Genomic DNA, 20,881 nt, shown 5'->3' on the forward strand with positions numbered 1-20,881 from the left:
TTTAATTCCCCTCTACCGCAAACATCCGGTTTAAGAATTCCGGTTCAATCTGGCGGATTTTAAGGGTTTTAGTGATGCCGCCTTCGGTTTCCAGGTTGGTGAATACGGCGGGGATGTTGTGGTCGCCGTTGATGTAGACGATTTCGAATTCGCTGTCTGCGGGGTTGATGGCGAGTTTGTCGCACAGGCGGTTTAGAGTGTCGTAGTCAACTTGTTCTACATCGCGCCACAAGATGAGGGTTTTTTCGCCGCAGGGTAACCAACCTGTTAGGGTTATAAAGCCTTTGTCGCGCTGGCTGTCGATGTGTTTTACGCGCAGGCCAATGAGGTAATTGAAGGTTTCTATCAGGTCTATGTTGCGTTCTTGGTAGGCACCTGCGGAATCTATGGCGACTTTGAGTTTGCAATCAAACGGTTTGTTGAAGTGTTGTACGGATAGTAAGGAGCCACGGCTTTCTATATCCAGCATATAGCGCAATAGGTAGTCTTCTTGGGCGGCTTCTGAAAGGCTGTCCAGGGTACTTTGTTGTGCTTGGGTGCGGCGCAGTTGCAGGTTGTTTAGGGTATCTTCATAGCTTTCTATTTTTAGGGTTTTGAAGGCATGAGATAGGCCAGTATGTGGTGCGGTGGCTTTGCCGTCTTTCCAGTCAGCTGAATAGACGACTTTTTGGATGCGTGGTTTTAAGACGGTGTCGAAGTAGTCGCCTTGTTCGACTAGGATGTATTTTCTCTTACCACTATCTTCGCGATTGAGGTCAATTACTGCATGGGCAGTTGTACCAGAACCGGCAAAATAGTCGAGAATATTACCGACTCCTGCAATATGAATAACTCGTTTAATAAGCCTAACTGTTTTTGGAGATGTAAAAAACGTTTCTGGTATTAATGCTCGTAATTCACGAATACCATCCTGAGTATGTCCTACATCTTCGTACATCCATATTGTACGAGGAACAACTCCACCTAAATTATTCAAAAAACGTTTATATCTTGGTGTTGAGTTGTCTCCATTCTTTCCCCACCAAACAAGATTTTCTTGCACATTTTTTTCATGGAAGCCTTTTGAATAACGCCACACAGCTTTATTTGATGGCCAAATTTCTACACCTGTATTTGGGTTAATTATTGGATAATAAAGATTAGGTCGTTCATCTGCTGATTTATTACAGGTGTAATTATCAGACATCCATGAACCACGCGAGTCATTGTCAGGATTAGTGTAGCCTTGGTTTTGTTTGTCAGAGCGAATTAGCTTAGTTGGGTACCACTGATTTTTATCTAACGCAAAACAAGACACATAATCATGATCATCACTAAGCCATTTAGCATCATTCGCAGGCGCATATTTTTTTTGCCAAATGATGTTGGAAATAAAGTTGTCCATTCCAAAAACATTGCCAAGAGCGAATTTCGAACTTGCCTGTTCAATGTCATCAGTGCTACAAAAAAATACTGAATCCTGCTGCATTAAAGTACGAGATAGAATCGCCCTATTTTCAAACATACTCATCCAGCTTGAATGCTGGTAATTGTCCTTATACGAAAATCCATCCCCACCCGTATTATACGGCGGATCAATATAAACACACTTCACCTGCTCCCGATACCGCTCCTGCAACAAATTCAATGCCTGAAAATTATCACCATGTATCAACAGCCCATCCAGGCTTTCATCCAGATTATCCACCGCCGCCAACAGCGCGTGTTTAAATGCCACATCAAACAACGTCGTATCGACCATCAAAAACGGGTGTTCTTTCAAATAATCAACACTGCCCACCTCGGCTTGCTTAAACACATCCGCCTTGTCACCATCCAGCATACCCAGTTGTTCCCACTGTTCCCATTGCAACGGGTTAGCGGCAATGGCCGGATACAGGCTTTCCGGCACACGATCCAGCGTCATGCAATACTGCGTAGACACCACAAACTTCTTCTTCAACCACAGCTTTTTCTGGAAATCTTCCAGTTGCGCCAAAAAAGTTACCAAATCCAGTGCAATTGCACGCAGGGTTTGAATCAGGCGCAGGTTCTTCTCAATATCGGCAAAGGTTTCGGCATGTTGCACATCATCCAGGTGCATCACCTCATTCTTAATGTAAAAATCCAGCTCGCGGCGCAAAAAGCCGCCTAAATCTTTATGGATAAAATAATCCGCCGTGTTTTTGGCAGTGTAGTTGGTGAGCATTTTTTCCAACAGCGTGCGCTGCGGGTTTTTCTCGGTGGGTTCGCGTTTGGCTAAATCTAACCAACGGGCTTTTACCTGAGCATCCGCCAATAGGGCTTTCACTGCATTCTGAACCAGTTCATCCTGCTTGCTGCCTTTCGGCATAGCCTTGTATTCAAACCGAATCACCAACTCGCCATTTTCTTCAGTGATCGGCAACAAGGTTTCTTCAATCTCATCCCCGTCATCCTCAGCAATAATGCGGGTGGTCGGCTCAATTAACACAAAACGGCGTTCTTTGTCGTTATCCTTACGGTTATCTTTGGCCGTATCTGCCGTCACCAAACGAAAACGCACACTGCGGCCATCATCCAACTTAAACGCATAATTGGAAAAATTTTCGCCGCTTTTCGTGTAATACTGGTCCTTATTCGCCCAATGCAACACCACTTCTTCACCGGCGTAGGGAATCGCGTAAGTGTCGCCCTTGTAACGGCGCTGACTGATAAAATCGCCCTTGTCGTAATAGCGCGAGAAAAATGTCAGCAAATGGCTGAACACCGCGTTTTCATGTTCCAAACTACCTGCGCCGTAGTCAGCCAATTTTTCCCGAATTTCCCGCAGTTTGGGTACAGTGTCAGGATCAATGCCGTCGGCACGGTATTGGCTTTCCTTGTCTTTGAGTTCTTTGAGTAAAGCGTCTTTATTGGCCGCGCCAGAGTTGGCCAAGCTTTCACTCACTTTAGCTTTTAGACGATTTTCCAGGTAATCGTTGATTTCCCCCACACGGGCATTCAGAATGCGGTAAATGCCAAAATCCAGTTCTGGTTTATCAATTTGGAAGATTTCTTTTAATTTGATGACGAGGTCGTCGTATTTGCTCATGGCGGGTTCTATTAGAGATGTTGCGTAAATTCGGGTTTAACGCCAGATTGCTCGCATTTTCCAGTCGTTAGGAAAACCCATGCGTGTTGGTTCTATGTGGTGTCGGGTTAACATATCAAGCAAACGTTGATACCAATGATGGTTGGGCGCAATTATATTCATCAAATAATGCAGCATTACCAAAGTGTTGTAGATGCGGCGCGGCTCTTTCGGGTTAAAACTACTCAGTAGTATCTGTGGGCGTTGCCTAGGCAGCTTGAATGTGAAAATGAATTCGCGGTTCCATAATCGGCTGTGATGGGCGCAAAGATTGCGTATGGTACTCAGGTGATGCAAAAAAGACACTAGATTGACTTCATCACAGTCGTAAATATGTGCCACCAAGTTACGGTCAGCACCGCTTTTTAAATTGGCGTACCATTTGGAAAGTTGACCTAATGTCATAATTTCCACTGCTGCCCAGATGGGGGGTAACGGTTCTACGTAGTTCGCCAGCAGATGCTGGATAAAGACCTCTTTACTGTCGCGAGCATCTTTTTGCAATTGGCTGATATACTGGACATGACTCCAGGATTGTTTGAATAAGGTAGGGTCTAAATGTGGGTGCGAACCATAACGGTGTCCCAATTGGTAAGCCAATTGGGTACGCATTGCAACTTCGATACGCTCAATGGCATCCAGTATCAATAAACGTAATTCGCGGTCAAAAATGTATAAATCCAGCACTTGCTCAAAAGTTGTTCCAGGCTGGAAGGCGTGTGTAGTGTGATTGATTTCAAACGGTAGCCAATAGGCAGTCAGCCGATAGTAGTTGATCTGGCTAAGGTAATGCTTGGCTAATGGGGTATCATTGATAACCATACCACGAGTGCGTAGTTGGGCAATCTGTTGATCAATGGTTAAAGCCGGTTTGGTATAGGGCTGCTTAGGCATTCAGAAACCCATAAAAAAGAAACCCCTCATGGTGCGCAAATCTTACGGGATGCGTGAGGGGTGTTGTTGGCATAATGGTAGTCTGTGTATACAGATACGTCAACCATTTTTGATTCAGAGTTTTTGTTGTTGCCAATATGTTAAATCACTACCCATTCTATAGTGAACAGCCGCTTTGACTCAGTTTTTTGCGTGAGGCGGCGTTCCAGGGCATCAATCAAGCCATCACGCTTTGCTATGATGTCATCCTCAACCTGAAAAATCTCCTGGCGTTGGCGGCGCTGCTGTTTTTCCAGCTTTAAGATTTTTTGTTGAATGTCGTACTGTTCTTCAAGGTTGGTTGCCAGTCGTGCCTGGCGTTGCAGGATTTTGATTTGCTCTTTGGTGTCTTTCAAGGCTTTTTCAGCGGCCAGAACCAAATCATCCGCCCATTTTTCCAGCTTTTCACGCGCATCATTAAAATGTTTGTTGTTCGCTTCCAGTGATTGACTGATGGTAGCTTTGATGTGCCGCTCTGCCTCAGCGTCAAGTCTTTGATTAATGCTATCCGGTATAACCACAGCGCCAGAGACTGTGGTTGCACAGTTAAACAGTTTCTCACAAGTTTCCTGTTCCAAGGGCAAACCCTGGTTATCAATGGCAGAAAATAACAGGTATTCTTCGCGTTCATAACTTTCAACAGCTAGCGCCATTAAGGTCAAATAGCCACTTTTACCACGTAGCGTCTCCACTACCAATAAGCGATTTTGGTAAGCGCTGACATTAAAAACCAAGTGTGCGCTGGGTGTTTCCAGTGCTTTGGCCTGGTCTATAACAAATTCGCCTAACGGGTGCGAAAGCCGGTACAGAAATGCGCCGAATTCTGCACGGACTTCTTGGGATGTGTCTTCAGCTACTTCTAATAGTGGCTTGTTTGCATGGGGCGTGGTCTTGGAAATAAGATGATAACGACCTGCGGCAATGTCCGGCTTGGGTGGCTGTGTAAGATCAAAAGCCAGCGCGACATCATCAAATTGTGCCCGGTCTTGCAGCATAAAATAGGTAAGCGACCAAAAACGTTTACCGAATCTATCCAGCTGGGCTTTAGCATCTTTTAACTGGAGCCGTAGCCGTTCATGCACATCTTCGTCAAAATTTTCCAGTAACAACTTACGGGTGTCAATCATTCTGGCCTGAATGCGCTCATCCATTTCGGTTTGCAGGGCCTTAAAAGCCGCCTCAATTTCTGTGGGTGTCCGGCATTGCTGGTAAATGGTCAAAATGCGCTTTTCAAAATCCACACCCGATTCAATACTGCCCAACACATCATCAGAAGCGCCAAAAACACCATTGAACAGGTTAAATTTTTCAGTCAGCAATTCCAAAACACGACGATCAGCATCGTTGCGTTCATTCAGAAAATTGATGACCACAACATCATGCTGTTGGCCATAACGATGGCAACGACCTATGCGTTGCTCGACTCGTTGTGGATTCCAGGGCAAATCATAATTAATGACCAGCGAACAAAACTGAATATTGACACCTTCAGCCGCCGCTTCCGTGGCAATCATAATGCTGGCTTGGTCACGGAAATATTCTATCAGTGCCGTGCGTATATCAATATCACGGGAACCCGCGATACGCCCCGTGCCCTGGTTTGCCGTTAGCCAGTCTTGATAAATCGTCGTGGCTTCAGGCGTGTTATTAGTGCCGCTGAATTGCACCACCTGACCTGCATAACCGTTGGCTTCCAGGTAGTCTTTCAGGTAAGCCTGGGTACGGCGTGATTCGGTGAAAATCAGTGCCTTGCGTTGAGCATGGGTTGTAGCCAGTTGTTGAAAGCCGATTTCCAGAGCGCTCAACAGGCTGCGAGTTTTAGTATCGGTGCCAATGCTACGCGCCCATGCCGCCAATTGCGTCAACAAGTCGATTTCTTCTTTTAACTGCTTCCGATCAATAGTCGGCTTGGGGGTAGTGTCATCGTCTTCTAGGGGGTCTATAGACAGTATTTCATCGAGCAAATCCTCCTCGATGTCTTCATCCCTAAGCAACTGCTCGGCAAAATCAGGGTCATCCTGTATTTTTTCATCACGCAACACTTCCAGCCTAAGCTTCATCGTCTCCAGCGTACCGGCAATTGCCAACGAAGACGAGGCCAGCAGTTTGCGCAAGATCAGTTCGGTGAGATGGCGCTGGCGTTTGGGAATGGCATAGCTGTTGGGGCGCTGTAAAAAGGCCGTTACCGCCTCATAGAGTTTATGCTCATCATCTGTGGGGCGAAAGGGCTGGGTAATGGCCCGGCGTTCCGTGTAACGGATATATTCGGTCACTTGATTGCGTAATGTACGTCGGCAAAATCCTGACAAGCGCTGGCGCAAACCGTCCAAATCACCCCCCGCCGTGACATACTGGCTGCGGAAAGCGTTCACATCACCAAACAGGTGTTCATCGATCAGCGTGGATAGACCGTACAGCTCCAACAGCGAGTTTTGCAACGGTGTTGCAGTCAGCAGCAGTTTGCGGCTATCTTCAAGCGCCCAGCGTAAACCCTGACCAATCTTATTGCTTTCCCGATAAGCGTTGCGGAGTTTATGCGCTTCGTCGATAACCACGAGATCCCAAGCAATGGACTTCAAATCATCACGTATCCGATTGGCATAGTTATACGACAGAATAATGATGGCTTTTTGGCTGATGGGGGATTGATCTTTTTTGAGAGTATCGCGCCAGGTTTTGGCATCCAGAACGAATGCGGGCAGATTAAATTTTTCTTCCAGTTCCAGCGCCCATTGCTTGCGTAAAGAGGCGGGACAGATAACCAGCAATCGCCGTCTGCGTTCTGACCAATATTGACACAAGACAATACCCGCCTCGATGGTTTTACCCAAGCCGACTTCGTCAGCCAGTAAAACACCTTTAGATAACGGTGATTTTAATGCAAATAAAGCGGCTTCTATCTGATGGGGGTTAAGGTCAACGCTGGCATCGAAAAGCGATTGGGAAAGACGTTCGGTATCATTGGCACCATGACGGCGCGTAAGCTCGTGCGCGAAGTATTTCGCGTGGAATGATGTGATCATTTGTTAAGACGCGTCATTTTTTATATTTTTTGAATTGACTATTTATTCAGAGAGTAGCTGTTTTGAAATTTGTGCGAGTCCAGCTGTTTTTAGAAAGTTGGCAATAATTTACGCATGGGCAAGGCCGTTGCTATCGGCTGTGTAGAATATCAATCAACCGCATCTTTCAAATTCTTACCTGCCTTAAAAGACGGTATTTTCGCGGCGGGAATAGTGATTTCCGCGCCAGTTTGCGGATTCCGCCCAGTGCGTTCAGCCCGATCCTTAACGGAAAACGTACCAAAACCTACCAAGGCAACTGAATCCCCAACTTTCAAGGCATTTTCAATGGCGCTGAGCAGTCCTTCCAAAGCGCGGCCTGATTCCGCCTTGGTTAAGTTTGAGCTTTCGGCAATGGCGGCAATAAGGGTGGCTTTATTCATGGGTGATTCCTATATTAAGGTGTGTAGATTAAATGAAGGGTAGGGTTGTTTGTTGGCAACTAATACAAAATAGCAAAAAACAGTGCGGTCATGTCAGGTAATCCGGCCTGTTTGGCTGCCAAGATTATAGACGATAACTGAAGCCCTACAGCATCTTAAATACCTTGGTTGCCTACACATCAATCCATTAACCCCATCTGTAATGATAACTTAGCCAACATCATAAAAAACTGTCCGATTTGGAAGGACGGTTTTCTATTGCCGCCTTAATGATTTTTCCGCACACTGTTTTTAACAGTCGTACAGGAAAAAACACATGCCTCGCTTAATCTTTATAAAATACGTGCCCTTTTGGGTATTAATAGTCATCACCTGTTTGTTGTGTGGGTGTACCAACACCATCCACCCACGATATGGCCAGGCCACAGGCCGATGGCTACCGGCAACTAATGACGTTGGGTGGCAACGTCATCCGTCTGCTTTAGAAACCCCCACCTATAAATCAGGACAACGCTGGCTACAAGTAGGCCGTTACCACACAGTCAATGCCGTGCCGACCAGGGAACAGCAGGCACTGTTACAGGTCATCATCGAAGTCACTTTGCCGGAGGAGGTGGGGGATATCCAGTCGGCAGTGGATTATTTATTGCTGCGTAGCGGTTACCAATTTACCGCCTTGCCCCAGGCCTCCGATGTCCAGCAATTATTGCAAAAACCCATCCCAGCCATCCACCGCCATTTAGGCCCGATGACCTTGGAAAGTGCGTTACAGACCTTGTCAGGTGCACCGTTTCAACTGACCGTCGATCCGGTACACCGCCAAGTAGGGTATACGCTACCTGCCAACATTGCCCGCCAGGTGACTCCATGAGTCCCGATACCAAACCCGTGCCGGATAGGGCGATAGATGATGAAGACCATAACGATAGTTTTGGGACTTTTGGCCAGCATTACACCGAATCGGATACACCGGTTAAACTAGGCAGAATGCCCCGTTGGATAATGATGGCCAGTGCCGGTGCAGTCATCGCTTTATCGATAGCCTATTCAGGGCCTGTTAAACAGCTTTTGCCATTCGCTAAAAACTGGCAGATACCCGCCTTTGTTTGGATATCGTCTGAAACTGTATCCCCATCAGACCCAAAAATCAGCTTTGATACACGGGTAACGGAGATACCGGAAACACACCCTTTGGATTTCCGGCCAGACCGATTTACTGATGTTCATCAGACCTTGCCATTACCGCCACCTATCGACAATCCCAAAATAACACAGCTGGAAAAACAGTTGGCTTCGTTAACTACGCGTATCGAAACTCAGCAACAAACCTACACGGCACAATTTAAGGCACTGGAAAGCCAGTTAAAAACCTTACAGCAACACGCCATTAAACAACAAGCGGTACGGATAGCCACTAAACCGATACGCCGAAAGCCACCAGCGGTATTGCCTAAAACGCAAGCACACTGGCCAACAAAAGCCAAAACCGCTAGACGCAAGTCATCACTACATTCAACGGCCACCACGGTATCAGCGCCAGAATTTACCTTAGCCAGCATTGACCATTGGGGCGACAAAACACAAGCTGTGCTACGCCATCACGGCCAGCTTTATACCCTGGTGCCAGGCAGCACATTGTCAGGTTGGACTGTAATTGAATTTGCTGAAGGACATGAAGGTGTTTATATGGCCAACCGTCAGGGCCAGCGCCGCTTATTGGCATTGGATTAAGGTGTTGTGATGAAATCAATCAGTAATTCGTTGCCGTATTTGGGTTTCAGTGCCGTGCTGATGCTCTGGCAAACACTGGGCTTAGCGGTTGAGATCACCCAGCCGCAAACTACACCGTTAGCGGCCAGTGCGCCAACTGCCTTAAAACCGTCCATCATCGACACCGAAACACCAATGTTTGACCGCCAGCAATGGCAACTCAGCGAACCGGAATGGCAACGCTATACCGCACTGATGCAAGGCATACGCGGCAGCGTCAGCCCCAAGTCGCTCTCACCTTTGGAAGTGTTGGGCATCCATGCCGAAACCACTCAGGAGCGTAAACAATATGCCAAACGCTGGGCAAAACTGATGCACGAGGATGTCGAGCGTACTCTGGCTTTCCAACGCGCCTATCTGGAAGCCGCCAAGGAACTGTACGGCCAGCCACCGTTGTTTGATGCCAAGTTGATGTCGATGGGCAGTCCACGCAATGAAGCCCACGCGATTGCCGATGGCGATCGTTTGTTGGTGTTTGTAAAGCTGCAAGATTGTTTGACTTGTAACACCGTTGTGCAACAGGTGCTGGCACGCAGCGCCGGTAAACGTGTCCAGGTGGACATCTATTTCACCGATACGAAAGAACAGCAGGATGAGCCGCACATGGTGGCCTGGGCCAAACAGCACAGGCTTGACCCACAGCAGATGGCAAAGAAAGCCTTGACGCTGAACCATGACAAGGGGGCTTACTACCAGGTCAGCCAGAAAATCGTGGCCGATGTCCCCGTGGTATATGTGCTGCATGGCAACCAGCTGCACCAATGGGCGAACTAAACGACGGCAGGCGTGTTGCGGTAGGGCTGCCGCGCATCGACCAATTATCATGCCAACGTTTTTTGCAACAGTGCAGCCGGGCACTGGCCATACCGGATGCCATCTTAACCGAATACACTTTTAGGAGTCCGATTATGCACAACGTCCACCTGCAACAACCGCCCTTGGCACAGTATGAATGCGCCATCGGCTATGAATTCCCCTGGGGACATATCCTGGAACGCAGGGTCAACCAGTATGTGGTGTGGGATTTTTGCCTGAGCCAATTGCTCATGCACTATTTGCGGGCCGGCAAACGCCTGGAGGATTGCCAAAAACAGGTGTTTAGCGCATTGGAGCGCACCTTTGACTGTACAACAAGGGACTTGTTTGCGCTGGTTGGGCTGTCAAAAGCCTGGCAACTGTGCCCCAGTTCGTCGGTGGGCATGTTTAGCCAGGTGGCGCATTTTACCGCTGAACAGGCGGCACGCGAATGGGTGGTCAGCGAACTGATGGCCGCCTTGCCGGATATTATCGCCAGCGCCCAGCGCATTGTGGCAAAAACGGAGTAGTTAGTGATTCGTCTGTCGATTGTTAAAACATTGTTGTTGACCGTTATTGTCGGCCACACTGCGCCTGTTTATGCTTTCGTGCCGTCAGGCTACCAATGGGTGGCGCGTAACTCCCAGGTGCCGGAGCACTATTTTTACGGCATTGCCCTCAATGAAAGCGGCAAAAAACTCAGCAACCAAATGTTCAGGCCGTGGCCGTGGACGCTTAATGTCGAAGGCAAAGCGTATTTTTACCCGACCCGCAAAGTCTGTTACCGGGCATTGACTGGTTTTCTGGGGCAGGGCAAAACCATTATCGATATCGGTTTGATGCAGGTGAACTGGCATTACCACCGCGACAAACTGGGCAATCCATGGCAAGCGTTGGATCCGTATTTTAATCTGCACGTAGGCGCACGGATTTTACGGCACGAATACGACCAGACCCATGACTGGTTCCAGGCGGTGGGGCGCTACCATTCGCCTGGCCAACTCAGCGGACAAAAACAACGCGCCATCAATTATGCCAATAATGTCTTTAAACGCTTGGCACGGCTCAGGCAGCGTTCATGAAATCGGCAACCGGCAATATCAAGACCGCATGGGTTATGGCATTGGCCATCTTGCACGCGTCCCAGGGTATGGCTGAACCGGTGGTAATTTTCGACACGGGTAAAACGCAATCATTGGCGGCCTATTTACCCGCTATTAAACCGCCTACCCAAACAGCTTTTACAGCCCAGACCACAGCGGCAAGCCTCAATGCTGAACGTTTGCCCATTTTGTCGCACAGTTTGCCGATGACAACACCGGAACTGACCCCAGGCAACGTAGCGCTAAAAACCCTGTCGATCCCTTATCTGGAGCGGCCGGTGTTTATCATTGGCGCGGATGCGTTGTCGTTACAGTGGATACAGCGCCACCGTGAGCGATTGGACACGCTGCATGCGGTGGGTTGGGTGGTCAATGTGGAGAATGCTGAACAATTGGCTCAGCTTAAACAACAGGCTGCTCCGTTGGAACTGGTTGCCTTGTCGGGTTCTGAACTCGCCCAGCAGTTTGGCTTAAGCCATTATCCGGTGTTGATTTCATCGGCCAGGATGGAGCAATGAGTAAAGTTTACCCGATGGAAGCGCTGTTGCGTCCGCCGGTGGAGTTTTTCACAGCGTTTTCAGCCGCAGGTGCAGCATTTATTGCCGGAATTGCGCCTTGGGCGTTGATGATGACACCGTCTGTGGGCACTGCCACGGCGTTGGTATTATCGATGCTGGCGGTGGTGCGAACTCGTGAAGGCTGGCGTATCCTGCGCTATCAGCGCAGTTTGAGGAAATTGCCGGAGTACCGGCTATCGGTGGCCAAAACGCCGGTGAGCGCCACCCGTTTGTTCTTGGGGCAGGGCTTCTTATGGACTCAGCAACACACGCAACGTTTACGCGACACCCAGCGCCCGAAAGTACGGCATTATTTGCAACAGGGGATTTTATACCGCTGGGCGCGGCAGATGGAAAGCCGCCATGAAAAAAACACGGCCTTCAAACTGCTGTTCCGCCTGTTTAGGCTTAACGTCTGGGGCAATCCTTTCAAACCGCTGCCGCCGGTCGGCGGTAAACCGCAAATCCATGCGGTGGGCATGACCGAACAAGCGGTATGGATGGATTTACGCGAACGGGTTGGCCATACTTTGGTGCTCGGTACTACCCGCGTCGGCAAGACCCGTTTTGCCGAATTGTTGATTACCCAGGACATCCGCCGTGGCGATGTGGTGATCGTCTTTGACCCCAAAGGCGATGCCGACCTGATGAAACGGGTGCTGGCCGAAGCCAAGCGGGCAGGGCGAGACAACGAAACCTATATTTTCCATTTGGGCTATCCAGAAATATCCTGCCGCTACAATGCCATCGGCAATTTTTCCCGCATTACCGAAGTCGCTACCCGCGTCACCAATGCCTTGCCCAGTGAAGGCAATTCGGCGGCTTTTCGGGAGTTTGCTTGGCGCTTTACCAATATGATCGCGATGGCGCTGGTGAAAATGGGCCGGCGGCCGGATTACCAGCAAATCACCCGTTACATCACGCATATTGAACCGTTGCTGCTGGAATATTACCGGCATTGGTTACCGGAGGTTGCGCCGGATGGCTGGAAGCAGGCCGTGCAAAAAATCGCCACTGGCATCCATGAAAAAGACCTGCCTTCTGCACTCAAAGGCCGCAGCCATGACGTGATTGCCCTGGTGCGTTATGTGAAGGAAAACGGTTTTTATGATGCGGTGGCCGATGGCCTGCGCTCGGCGTTTGAATACGACAAAACTTATTTCGACAAGATCGTCGCGTCATTATTGCCGCTGATGGAAAAACTCATTTCCGGCAAGACCGCGCAATTGATTTCACCCAATTATGCCGATGCTGACGATCAGCGACCGATTATCGATTGGCGGCAAGTTATCCGCCGTAAAGGCATTGTCTATGTCGGCCTTGATGCCTTGTCAGATATGGCGGTGGCATCCGCAGTGGGCAATTCCATGTTTGCCGATTTGGTGTCGGTGGCGGGCGACATTTACAAGCACGGCACTGACCACGGCTTGCCCAATGACATAAAAAGCAATAAGTTGCCGACCGTATCCTTACATGCCGATGAGTTCAATGAATTGATCGGCGCGGAATTTATACCGCTGCTTAATAAAGCCGGTGGTGCGGGTTTTCAGGTGACGGCGTATACACAAACCTGGTCGGATGTGGAAGCCCGTTTGGGCAACAAGGCCAAAGCAGGGCAGGTGGCCGGTAACTTCAATACCCTGATCATGCTGCGGGTAAAAGAACTGGCCACCGCCGAAATGCTGACTTCGCAAATCGATACCTGTGAAGTCAGCACCTTGATGGAAGTATCCGGTGTCAATGATTCTTCAGACCCGTTTTCAAGCGTGGACTTTTCTTCCAGCAATGAAGACCGCCTCAGCACCACCGAAGTGCCGCTGATATCACCGGCCACTATTATGGCGTTACCGAAAGGCCAGGCGTTTGCGTTGTTGGAAGGCGGGCATTTATGGAAACTACGCCTACCGTTATCGGATGCCAGCGATGATCCTTTGATCCCCAAGAGTATGTCCGATGTCGCCCAAGACATGCAACGCCGATACAACAGCACCTTTAACACCTAAATCGGTGACCCGTCATCCAAGCCACCCAGCAGAATAATGCCCGCACCGAATTCAACCTCAAACCACCGCTCTGCCCAGCAAGCCGTAGAGCAAGGCCTGTTAAGCCGGATTCTGACGACACTGGTGCAATTTTGTTTTTTTGCGCTGGCCACTTTGCTGTTGGCAGTGGTGATTGAATGGGTTGGCATGGTATTTTTCTGGCAAGCCCAGGGTTCTAGTCACAGTGCAGGGATGCTGGCGCAAGAGCTGACCTATTTGAACAGCGATTTTAAGCGTAGCGCCCTGGTGGCCGAGCCAATTGAATTTGCCCGGCGTTGCTCGGCCAATTTCTATTATTACCTGTTCCAGAAAACCGGCATTGAACGAGGGATTCAATGGTTGGCCAACCCAGCACCGCAACACAATCCGCAGTTACACAACTGGGTAAAATACGCCTACCATTTGAGCGCGGATTACATCCTGGCCGCCATTACCATGACCTCCGTGTTTGCCGTGCGCCTGGCGGTGTTGGTTTTGTCGGTACCGGCGTTTGTGTTGCTGGCACTGGTCGGGATTATTGATGGCCTGGTGCAACGGGATATCCGGCGCTGGAGTGGCGGGCGGGAAAGTGCTTTTGTTTACCACTGGGCCAAAAAATTTATCTTGCCGTCTTTGACTTTGCCGTGGATGGTGTATCTGGCCATGCCGTTCAGTATCCATCCTAACCTGATTGTCTTGCCGTTTGCGGTGTTGTTGGCGGTGGTGGTGAGGGTGATGACGGCTACTTTTAAAAAGTATTTGTAGGAACGGCGGAGCCTTACTGGGTTTTCTGAATCCTACCAGCGTCCTGCATAAAGTACACCACATGGCTGACATAAGGGAAGCTCAATACGCTTTTAGCAAGCGAGTCTTGGTTTTCAAGCCCAGCGCAGGGGTGCCAAGCAATTCCTCTTGGGCTTTAAGTAACATTTCCCCAAATTCCCTTTTAGCATTGCCCATCTCTATTATTCCCTCCTTGATTAATTATTTTGATTACTTTAATCAAAATAAACTGTGTTGTTAAAGCGTAGACGGGCATTTGCATCTGGCCATGAAAACCCCAGTGCGGTAAGCTCCAAATAGACAGGTTACTGTCGTGCCGATCCAAATTGTAAAGGTTTTCGGTGCGTTAATAGTAGCGTAAGTGCTTATTAATACGCCGCATTCCTGAGCTGCTTGTATTTTTTCTTGTCTTATACCCATCCTCACAGCACGTTCCACCCAAAAACCGTCCTATTTGGAAGGACAGTTTTCGCTATTTTTTTTAAAATTTTTGCGTAAATTATGCCTCCGAGTGGTGGACTTAAGGGAGGTTGACTCATGCGTACATTTTTATTTCTAACGGTCGGCCTGTTAGTGGCAGAGCCAGTGACTGCCGATCCGGAAGGCGAACGTGAAGCCTTGGCGCGTGTCGCGCATGAACTGGATGCCTTGGCACCGATGATCGCCGAAGCGGAAGCCCAGGCCGACCCCGATGCCACTGTTAGGTTTGAGTACGGTTGGCTTCGGGACGACCTGGTACGCATGAAGCTTGGCCTGCGTGAACACACAACGGCCACGCGCCAGCAACCGCGCAGTTTTCCGCCACTTAAAGGGGATTACCGTACCAGGTAACACCGGTGACAGCAAACCAACTCGCGCTGTTCCAGCAATCGACCGGTGTGTCTACTGGCAGCCTGACGCTGGGCATTGCCAGTGTCGTGGCTTTGGTGTTTTTAACTTTTGGTGCCTGGCTGGCCTACCGGCAGTTACAGCGCTGGCAGATTGGGCAGATTTCGTTTTATGAGCTGTCGGTGCTGTTGGTGCGGGCGGCGGTCGTGATGTTGTTGTTGGGTTATTGTGTAAGGTAATCGTAGTGTCAATCTTGAACAAGGGGTTTTATGGCTATTTCCAAGCTTAAATGTGTATACGCCACGGCGGCAATGTGGCTTTTACTGTGGGGTGCCAACGGGCAGGCGGCGTTGCCGACACCCACAGCACCCAGTACCGGTGCACCGGCTGGCAACTGGTTGAACCTGATTAAAGGCTATGCCAAGGATGCCGGCCTGGTGCTGGGGCTGGTCATTGCAACGGCGGCGTTCCTGTGGATCGCCTGGATCACCATTGCTAAATTCAACGAGGCCCGCAATGGCCGCGCCGAATGGGGCGAAGTGGGCTTGACCGGCATTATTGCCGCCGGGGTTATGGTGTTCATCAGCTATTTGCTGACCGAAGCCTCCACCACCATCGTTTAACTGTAAACCGGTGATGGTTAATGTTTTGTATGACGCAAGGCATTGACCATTGCCACTGAGGATAATCATTCATGAACCCAAACGACGTAAACGACATCCTGGCCGACCGGCTCAATTCAGAGCCGTTAATTTTCCGTGGCTGCTCAAACTCCGAACTTGGCATGATCCTGTTGTGCGCCGTGCTGTTCTGGGTGCCGGTGTCGCTGATGATCGCCGCCTCGTTTGGCGCGGTGGCGATGGGCTTAGGCCTGTCGGGACTGGGTATTTTAGCCACGGTGTATGTCGGCGCGACGTTGTTCCAACTGGTCAAACGCGGCCGCCCGGACAATTACTACCAACACCTGATGATGATCCGGCTCAACGACTTGGGCCTTTGGCGCTCAAAACTGATCCGCCGCCACGGTTCCTGGTCATTGGGCCGTTCATTCCTGACTGTCAACTAGAAAGCCCAACACCATGCGCTACCGCGACGAGAACAGTAACTTACGTGCCCACATCAGCAGCTTGCGCTGGCTGGCCACTCTATTGGCGCTCATCATTGCAGGACTTGGGTATGGCTGGCACCATGCCAAGGAAGCCGTGCGCATCCATATCCCACCGGATTTGCGCACTGGCGCGGTCATCAAAGCCGAAGATGCACAACCGGCGCATATCTATGCCTTCGCCAATACCGTGTTCCAGCAGGCCAACCATTGGGACAATGGCCAGGATGATTATGGCCAGCAACTGTTCCGCGTCTCGCCATATTTGACCCCGCCGTTTATCGACAGTTTAAAAGCCGATATGGCATTGCGCGGCAAGAACGGCGAGTTGTCAGGGCGCACCCGCACCATCCAGCCCTTATCCGGCCAGGGTTTTGAAGAACGCCGTGTGGTTATTTTAAGTGATGACAGCTGGTTGGTCTGGCTGGATTACAACATCCGTGAATATGTGAAAAGCATCGAAGTCAAGAACGTCAGTATCCGTTATCCGATCCGCGTTGTGCGCTATGACATCGATAGGGATGCTAATCCGTGGGGCTTGGCTTTGGATGGTTATGAAAATGACGGCCCAAAAACTCTCAACGCCCGACAACCATTGCCTGAACTACCAAAACCAGTCCCGCAACAGGAGACACCCTGATGAGAGGACGTTATCGCAATTTAGCGTTTTTGATGGCATTTGCCACTTCAAGTAGCCATGCCGAAACTGACATTCCACCCGGCTTGGGGCTAAGTCCTGATGGCAAGGCCGAATTAAGCACAGCTCGGGCAGACGAATCCGTAGAACGTATCCTGTGGGATGGTGTCCCGATAGCGATTACTATCGGTGTGGGCAGGGAACGCATCATCCAGTTTCCAGGCAGTGTGCGTTTGGGTATCCCATCGCAGTTATTGCCGTATTTACGTACCCAAAGCCAACACGGTAGTGTGTATTGGCTGGCTACACGGCCATTTGCCGCGACCCGACTCCAGGTGCAGGACAGCCAAAACGGCCAATTTTATCTGATTGATCTGACGGCAACCGACAAGCCCACGTCCCAGTCGCGTATTGAGGTCATCAATACCACTGCGCAAGCGCCGGAAGGCGCACACCCTAGTCATAGTGACGCACTGGCAGAAAACAACAACGGTATTCCATCAGTTCCACCCAAATTACCTGGCCGCGAGCGCCAAAAAACAACCACAGTATCCGATTACGCCGTGCTGACCCGCTATGCCGCACAACAATTGTATGCGCCGGCCCGGTTGCTTAAAACACCTGAGGGCGTACATGCAGCCAGCTTTAACAGCGACCGCAGCGATACCTTATTACGTGGTAGCGACATCCTGGCCGAACCGGTGGCCGCCTGGCGCAAAGGTAATCTTTATGTTACCGCCGTGAAACTGACCAACCGTTCCGCGCACACGGTTGTGCTTGACCCACGCTTGCTGCGCGGGCAATGGCGCACTGCCACTTTACAACACGCACAACTCGGTGGCACCGACAGCGACACCAGTGTGACGGCGTTGTACCTGGTTTCCGACCGGCCTGTGGCAAGGCTCCCCTGATGCCATCGAATAAAGCCTTACCGGTGTTCGCCGGATTGATTCTCATCATGGTGATTTTTATCGCCCTAAAATCCTGGGACAAAAAAACACCGCTCCACCGTGCCTTGCAAGCTGTCCCGGTCGCGCCGCAACCGGATGCCGATTCACCGGCCGATACTGTGCGCACCCTGACCGCGTATGTCGCCGATCTCAAGGCGCAATCAGCCAGTATTGAACGGCAAAACACCGAGTTGCTGAACCAAAAAAACGAGTTGGCCACCAGTTTGAAGGCGATGTTGACCGAGGAGGTGCAAAAACAGACGCTCGCCAATAATCCTGAAATTTCTGCCTTGAACGCCCAGCTCGAAGCGCTCAAAAACAAGCTGGACACCGTGGCGCAAAACCCGCTGTTACCGAACGCGACCTTGCCGGATGGCTTCAACCCGAACCCGCCCACGGGCTACAGTGCAGCACCCATAGATACTATCCAATGGATAGAGCCGTTGGGAACATTGCCACCAGCCGCTGGTACAGTGAATCCCGGTGTAAATGGCACGACACTGGCAGCGACACCGCCGAATACTTTACTGGATGCAACAGCAATTGCGCCATTGTCTCCGCTTGAACCAGCCTATACCGTACCGCGCAATGCCACGCTGATCGGTTCCACGGCCATGACCGCGTTAATCGGCAAAGTGCCGTTCAAGGATACGGTGTCTGACCCGTTTCCCTTTAAAGTCATTGTCGGCAGCGACAACCTGGCCGCGAATGGTATTGATATTCCTGGCCTGAACGGCATGGTGTTCAGTGGCCATACCACCGGTGATTGGACGCTGTCCTGCGTACGCGGCACGGTGCAGTCGGTGACTTTCGTGTTTGATGACGGCACGATACGGACTTTACCGAGTAGTTCACAGAACAACACCAGCAATAACAGCGCCCTGTCTGGCAACACGTTGCAAACCGGTGCCGGTTCTGGCACCGGCCAAAACCAAACCAACGCCATCGGCTGGATTTCTGACAAACACGGCATCCCGTGCGTCAGTGGCGACCGTATCAGTAATGCCGCCAACTTTTTAGGTGGCCGACTCTTGGCCAAGTCGGCACAAGCCGCTTCCAAGGCGTTTGCCCAGGGTAATGTCACCCAAAATGTCACGCCTCTGGGTGGCGTGATGTCCGCCCTTACCGGTAATGCCGCCCAATACGCAGGTCTGAACGCCATTGCCGGTGGCGCGGATGAACTCAGCCGCTATCTGGATGAACGTGCCGCCCAATCGTTCGATGTGGTGTATGTGGACACCGGCGTAGAGCTGGCCATCCACATAGACCAGGAACTGCCCATTGATTATGACCCTAACGGAAGGAAAACCAGTTATGAAACACAGCTATCAAACCGCCAAACTGCTGTTGATTAACGTGGCGCTGATGTTGTCCGCCTGTGCCGTCAGCAACAAGGAATCGATCTTGCCACAAGGCGGAGCGACGATGAAACAAGTTTATGACAGGCACTTTTCCGGCCAGCGGCTGGGCAGTGAAAATTCGCCGGAGTCCAGTACTGGTGTGACATCGCCAATGGGACAAGTCCGTTCTTTGGGTAATAGGGCAACTGATTTGAAAGGCTACAGCCGTGAAGCCTATAACGAAACCCAGCTCATCTTTCAGCGTTTGCCTAATCCGGACTTGGTGATGTACGTCTTCCCGCATTTGTCAGGGGCTGAAGGCAATCCTATTCCTGGCTACAGCACGGCATTCCCGTTTTATGACACGGTGCATTATGCACTGCCTGGTGAACTGGAGGGCGAGTAATGGTTTTTTCAAAAAAACGCGGTAGCCGTTTTTCACCGTTCGGTAAACAAGCCGTCATACCGGACGGCCAACAGCGCCGCCGTACGGTGGACAAACCGCCCACCCAAGACCGTATCAAGCAAATGTATGCCAGCCCTCAGTCCTTTACCAACCTGTTGCCCTGGCTGGAATATGACGCATCGAACCAGTGTTTTTTATTGGATGACGGTATTAGCGTGGCGGCTTTGTTTGAGGTGGATCCGATTGCCACCGAAGGCCGGACGGAAGCCTTTATGGTTGAGCTGCGTGATAAATTGCAGACAGTGTTGACATCTTTGCCGGAAGAGCAGGGCAGCCCATGGATCGTGCAGTTTTATCTCCAGGATGAAGCCAATCTGGCCGGCATGGGCGATACCGTGGCGGCTTATGTGAAGGATCGGGCACGGCACAGTATGTTGACCGACCGTTATTTGGACACTTTGCAGGCGCATTTCCAGGCGATTTCAAGACCCGGTGGCTTGTTTAACGACAGGGCGGTGACCGGCAATGCCTGGCGCGGCCAGACCCGTAAAATCCGCGTTACCCTGTACCGCCGCCATAAAACCCAACGTGGGCAAAGTCTCGGCGTGTTCCAGTCGCCGGTGCAGGAACTGAATGATGTGGCCTCCAAACTGGTGGCCTCGCTGAATGCGGCCGGTGTGCGCATTCAGCGCTGTGGCGGCCAACAACTGTATGACTGGCTGTTCCGCTGGTTTAACCCGTTGCCGGATACCGATGGCAAAGCCGTCGCTTATCCTGGCGATGTTGAACTGCCGTTCGGTTTTGATTTCAGCGAGTCCCTGATGCTGGGCACACCGCATTCCGATAAAGATCAGGGCATCTGGTGGCTTGATGGTTTGGCGCACAAGGTGGTCACTGTGCAGGCGTTGCGGCGTGTACCGGCCATTGGCCTGTTAAGTTCGGAGCGCGGCGTGGGCGAACATATTTTTGCCACGTTTGACCGTGCCCCAGAAAACACCATTTTAGTGATGACGGTGGTGATCCGCGCTCAGGATGAAGTACGCAATCATTTGTCGGCCATCCAGCACGCGGCGGTGGGTGATAACCCCGAAGCCAAGCTGGCAGGCCTAGATGCCGA

General features: G+C 50.6%; 21 protein-coding genes. 17 read left to right on the top strand and 4 right to left on the bottom strand.

The window, feature by feature from the left end; translation table 11 throughout:
* Position 1: 1 nt before the first annotated feature.
* The 4 genes from CRENPOLYSF2_RS04600 to CRENPOLYSF2_RS04615 all read right to left on the bottom strand — a co-directional run bounded on the left by CRENPOLYSF2_RS04600 (position 2) and on the right by CRENPOLYSF2_RS04615 (position 7,469).
* A complete protein-coding gene (locus CRENPOLYSF2_RS04600) occupies positions 2–3,052 on the bottom strand; it encodes a site-specific DNA-methyltransferase (protein WP_087142773.1) in 3,051 nt (1,016 codons plus the stop codon).
* A 36-nt stretch (positions 3,053–3,088) separates the two neighbouring features.
* Positions 3,089–3,985: an Abi family protein gene (locus tag CRENPOLYSF2_RS04605; protein ID WP_087142774.1), complete on the bottom strand. Its 897-nt coding sequence runs from the start codon at positions 3,983–3,985 to the stop codon at positions 3,089–3,091.
* 140 nt (positions 3,986–4,125) lie between these two features.
* Positions 4,126–7,047: an SNF2-related protein gene (locus tag CRENPOLYSF2_RS04610; RefSeq protein WP_087142775.1), complete on the bottom strand. Its 2,922-nt coding sequence runs from the start codon at positions 7,045–7,047 to the stop codon at positions 4,126–4,128.
* A gap of 149 nt (positions 7,048–7,196) precedes the next feature.
* Positions 7,197–7,469 carry an HU family DNA-binding protein gene (locus CRENPOLYSF2_RS04615; protein WP_087142776.1) on the bottom strand — a complete coding sequence of 91 codons (273 nt, stop codon included), beginning with the start codon at positions 7,467–7,469 and terminating at the stop codon, positions 7,197–7,199.
* A gap of 316 nt (positions 7,470–7,785) precedes the next feature.
* Here CRENPOLYSF2_RS04615 and pilL2 point away from each other — a divergent pair, with 316 nt between their 5' ends.
* The 17 genes from pilL2 to CRENPOLYSF2_RS04700 form a co-directional block, all read left to right on the top strand.
* Positions 7,786–8,340 carry a PFGI-1 class ICE element type IV pilus protein PilL2 gene (gene pilL2 / locus CRENPOLYSF2_RS04620; protein ID WP_087142777.1) on the top strand — a complete coding sequence of 185 codons (555 nt, stop codon included), beginning with the start codon at positions 7,786–7,788 and terminating at the stop codon, positions 8,338–8,340.
* Entirely contained in the window at positions 8,337–9,200 is an 864-nt protein-coding gene (locus CRENPOLYSF2_RS04625) for a hypothetical protein (protein WP_087142778.1), read from the top strand. The genes pilL2 and CRENPOLYSF2_RS04625 overlap by 4 nt, the downstream gene beginning before the upstream one ends.
* A 9-nt stretch (positions 9,201–9,209) precedes the next feature.
* Positions 9,210–10,013: a TIGR03759 family integrating conjugative element protein gene (locus CRENPOLYSF2_RS04630; protein ID WP_087142779.1), complete on the top strand. Its 804-nt coding sequence runs from the start codon at positions 9,210–9,212 to the stop codon at positions 10,011–10,013.
* Complete coding sequence (locus CRENPOLYSF2_RS04635) at positions 10,001–10,564, top strand: hypothetical protein (RefSeq protein ID WP_087142780.1); 564 nt, start codon at positions 10,001–10,003, stop codon at positions 10,562–10,564. Before CRENPOLYSF2_RS04630 ends, CRENPOLYSF2_RS04635 begins: the two co-directional genes overlap by 13 nt.
* 3 nt (positions 10,565–10,567) lie before the next feature.
* Entirely contained in the window at positions 10,568–11,116 is a 549-nt protein-coding gene (locus tag CRENPOLYSF2_RS04640; protein ID WP_087142781.1) for a transglycosylase SLT domain-containing protein, read from the top strand.
* The gene (locus CRENPOLYSF2_RS04645; RefSeq protein ID WP_087142782.1) at positions 11,113–11,655 is read left to right on the top strand and encodes a PFL_4695 family integrating conjugative element protein; all 543 of its coding nucleotides are present in this window, start codon (positions 11,113–11,115) and stop codon (positions 11,653–11,655) included. The genes CRENPOLYSF2_RS04640 and CRENPOLYSF2_RS04645 overlap by 4 nt, the downstream gene beginning before the upstream one ends.
* Positions 11,652–13,697, top strand: coding sequence for a type IV conjugative transfer system coupling protein TraD (gene traD, locus CRENPOLYSF2_RS04650; protein ID WP_087142783.1), 2,046 nt, complete (start codon positions 11,652–11,654; stop codon positions 13,695–13,697). The genes CRENPOLYSF2_RS04645 and traD overlap by 4 nt, the downstream gene beginning before the upstream one ends.
* Before the next feature lie 36 nt (positions 13,698–13,733).
* Entirely contained in the window at positions 13,734–14,480 is a 747-nt protein-coding gene (locus tag CRENPOLYSF2_RS04655) for a TIGR03747 family integrating conjugative element membrane protein (RefSeq protein ID WP_087142784.1), read from the top strand.
* Between the two features lie 555 nt (positions 14,481–15,035).
* The gene (locus CRENPOLYSF2_RS04660) at positions 15,036–15,329 is read left to right on the top strand and encodes an integrative conjugative element protein, RAQPRD family (RefSeq protein ID WP_087142785.1); all 294 of its coding nucleotides are present in this window, start codon (positions 15,036–15,038) and stop codon (positions 15,327–15,329) included.
* 5 nt (positions 15,330–15,334) lie between these two features.
* On the top strand, positions 15,335–15,565 hold the full coding sequence (locus CRENPOLYSF2_RS04665) for a DUF3262 family protein (RefSeq protein WP_087142786.1): 231 nt from the start codon (positions 15,335–15,337) through the stop codon (positions 15,563–15,565).
* Between the two features lie 30 nt (positions 15,566–15,595).
* The gene (locus tag CRENPOLYSF2_RS04670) at positions 15,596–15,949 is read left to right on the top strand and encodes a TIGR03745 family integrating conjugative element membrane protein (protein ID WP_087142787.1); all 354 of its coding nucleotides are present in this window, start codon (positions 15,596–15,598) and stop codon (positions 15,947–15,949) included.
* A gap of 71 nt (positions 15,950–16,020) precedes the next feature.
* Positions 16,021–16,392, top strand: coding sequence for a TIGR03750 family conjugal transfer protein (locus CRENPOLYSF2_RS04675; RefSeq protein WP_087142788.1), 372 nt, complete (start codon positions 16,021–16,023; stop codon positions 16,390–16,392).
* Positions 16,393–16,405: 13 nt separating this feature from the next.
* Entirely contained in the window at positions 16,406–17,071 is a 666-nt protein-coding gene (locus CRENPOLYSF2_RS04680; protein ID WP_087142789.1) for a PFL_4703 family integrating conjugative element protein, read from the top strand.
* Positions 17,071–17,979 carry a TIGR03749 family integrating conjugative element protein gene (locus tag CRENPOLYSF2_RS04685; protein ID WP_087142798.1) on the top strand — a complete coding sequence of 303 codons (909 nt, stop codon included), beginning with the start codon at positions 17,071–17,073 and terminating at the stop codon, positions 17,977–17,979. The genes CRENPOLYSF2_RS04680 and CRENPOLYSF2_RS04685 overlap by 1 nt, the downstream gene beginning before the upstream one ends.
* Positions 17,979–19,373 carry a TIGR03752 family integrating conjugative element protein gene (locus CRENPOLYSF2_RS04690; RefSeq protein WP_176371035.1) on the top strand — a complete coding sequence of 465 codons (1,395 nt, stop codon included), beginning with the start codon at positions 17,979–17,981 and terminating at the stop codon, positions 19,371–19,373. The genes CRENPOLYSF2_RS04685 and CRENPOLYSF2_RS04690 overlap by 1 nt, the downstream gene beginning before the upstream one ends.
* On the top strand, positions 19,333–19,764 hold the full coding sequence (locus CRENPOLYSF2_RS04695) for a TIGR03751 family conjugal transfer lipoprotein (RefSeq protein WP_087142791.1): 432 nt from the start codon (positions 19,333–19,335) through the stop codon (positions 19,762–19,764). The genes CRENPOLYSF2_RS04690 and CRENPOLYSF2_RS04695 overlap by 41 nt, the downstream gene beginning before the upstream one ends.
* On the top strand, positions 19,764–20,881 hold a 1,118-nt coding region (locus CRENPOLYSF2_RS04700), incomplete at its 3' end, for a TraC family protein (RefSeq protein WP_176371036.1). The genes CRENPOLYSF2_RS04695 and CRENPOLYSF2_RS04700, both read left to right, overlap by 1 nt.

The organism is Crenothrix polyspora (assembly GCF_900163755.1).
Lineage (GTDB): Bacteria > Pseudomonadota > Gammaproteobacteria > Methylococcales > Methylomonadaceae > Crenothrix > Crenothrix polyspora.

Excerpts from the sequence above, each read along its gene's own strand:
- CRENPOLYSF2_RS04600 (WP_087142773.1), bottom strand. The coding sequence starts at position 3,052 with ATGAGCAAATACGACGACCTCGTCATCAAATTAAAAGAAATCTTCCAA.
- CRENPOLYSF2_RS04605 (WP_087142774.1), bottom strand. The coding sequence starts at position 3,985 with ATGCCTAAGCAGCCCTATACCAAACCGGCTTTAACCATTGATCAACAG.
- CRENPOLYSF2_RS04610 (WP_087142775.1), bottom strand. The coding sequence starts at position 7,047 with ATGATCACATCATTCCACGCGAAATACTTCGCGCACGAGCTTACGCGC.
- CRENPOLYSF2_RS04615 (WP_087142776.1), bottom strand. The coding sequence starts at position 7,469 with ATGAATAAAGCCACCCTTATTGCCGCCATTGCCGAAAGCTCAAACTTA.
- pilL2 (WP_087142777.1), top strand. The coding sequence starts at position 7,786 with ATGCCTCGCTTAATCTTTATAAAATACGTGCCCTTTTGGGTATTAATA.
- CRENPOLYSF2_RS04625 (WP_087142778.1), top strand. The coding sequence starts at position 8,337 with ATGAGTCCCGATACCAAACCCGTGCCGGATAGGGCGATAGATGATGAA.
- CRENPOLYSF2_RS04630 (WP_087142779.1), top strand. The coding sequence starts at position 9,210 with ATGAAATCAATCAGTAATTCGTTGCCGTATTTGGGTTTCAGTGCCGTG.
- CRENPOLYSF2_RS04635 (WP_087142780.1), top strand. The coding sequence starts at position 10,001 with ATGGGCGAACTAAACGACGGCAGGCGTGTTGCGGTAGGGCTGCCGCGC.
- CRENPOLYSF2_RS04645 (WP_087142782.1), top strand. The coding sequence starts at position 11,113 with ATGAAATCGGCAACCGGCAATATCAAGACCGCATGGGTTATGGCATTG.
- traD (WP_087142783.1), top strand. The coding sequence starts at position 11,652 with ATGAGTAAAGTTTACCCGATGGAAGCGCTGTTGCGTCCGCCGGTGGAG.
- CRENPOLYSF2_RS04655 (WP_087142784.1), top strand. The coding sequence starts at position 13,734 with ATGCCCGCACCGAATTCAACCTCAAACCACCGCTCTGCCCAGCAAGCC.
- CRENPOLYSF2_RS04660 (WP_087142785.1), top strand. The coding sequence starts at position 15,036 with ATGCGTACATTTTTATTTCTAACGGTCGGCCTGTTAGTGGCAGAGCCA.
- CRENPOLYSF2_RS04670 (WP_087142787.1), top strand. The coding sequence starts at position 15,596 with ATGGCTATTTCCAAGCTTAAATGTGTATACGCCACGGCGGCAATGTGG.
- CRENPOLYSF2_RS04675 (WP_087142788.1), top strand. The coding sequence starts at position 16,021 with ATGAACCCAAACGACGTAAACGACATCCTGGCCGACCGGCTCAATTCA.
- CRENPOLYSF2_RS04680 (WP_087142789.1), top strand. The coding sequence starts at position 16,406 with ATGCGCTACCGCGACGAGAACAGTAACTTACGTGCCCACATCAGCAGC.
- CRENPOLYSF2_RS04685 (WP_087142798.1), top strand. The coding sequence starts at position 17,071 with ATGAGAGGACGTTATCGCAATTTAGCGTTTTTGATGGCATTTGCCACT.
- CRENPOLYSF2_RS04690 (WP_176371035.1), top strand. The coding sequence starts at position 17,979 with ATGCCATCGAATAAAGCCTTACCGGTGTTCGCCGGATTGATTCTCATC.
- CRENPOLYSF2_RS04695 (WP_087142791.1), top strand. The coding sequence starts at position 19,333 with ATGAAACACAGCTATCAAACCGCCAAACTGCTGTTGATTAACGTGGCG.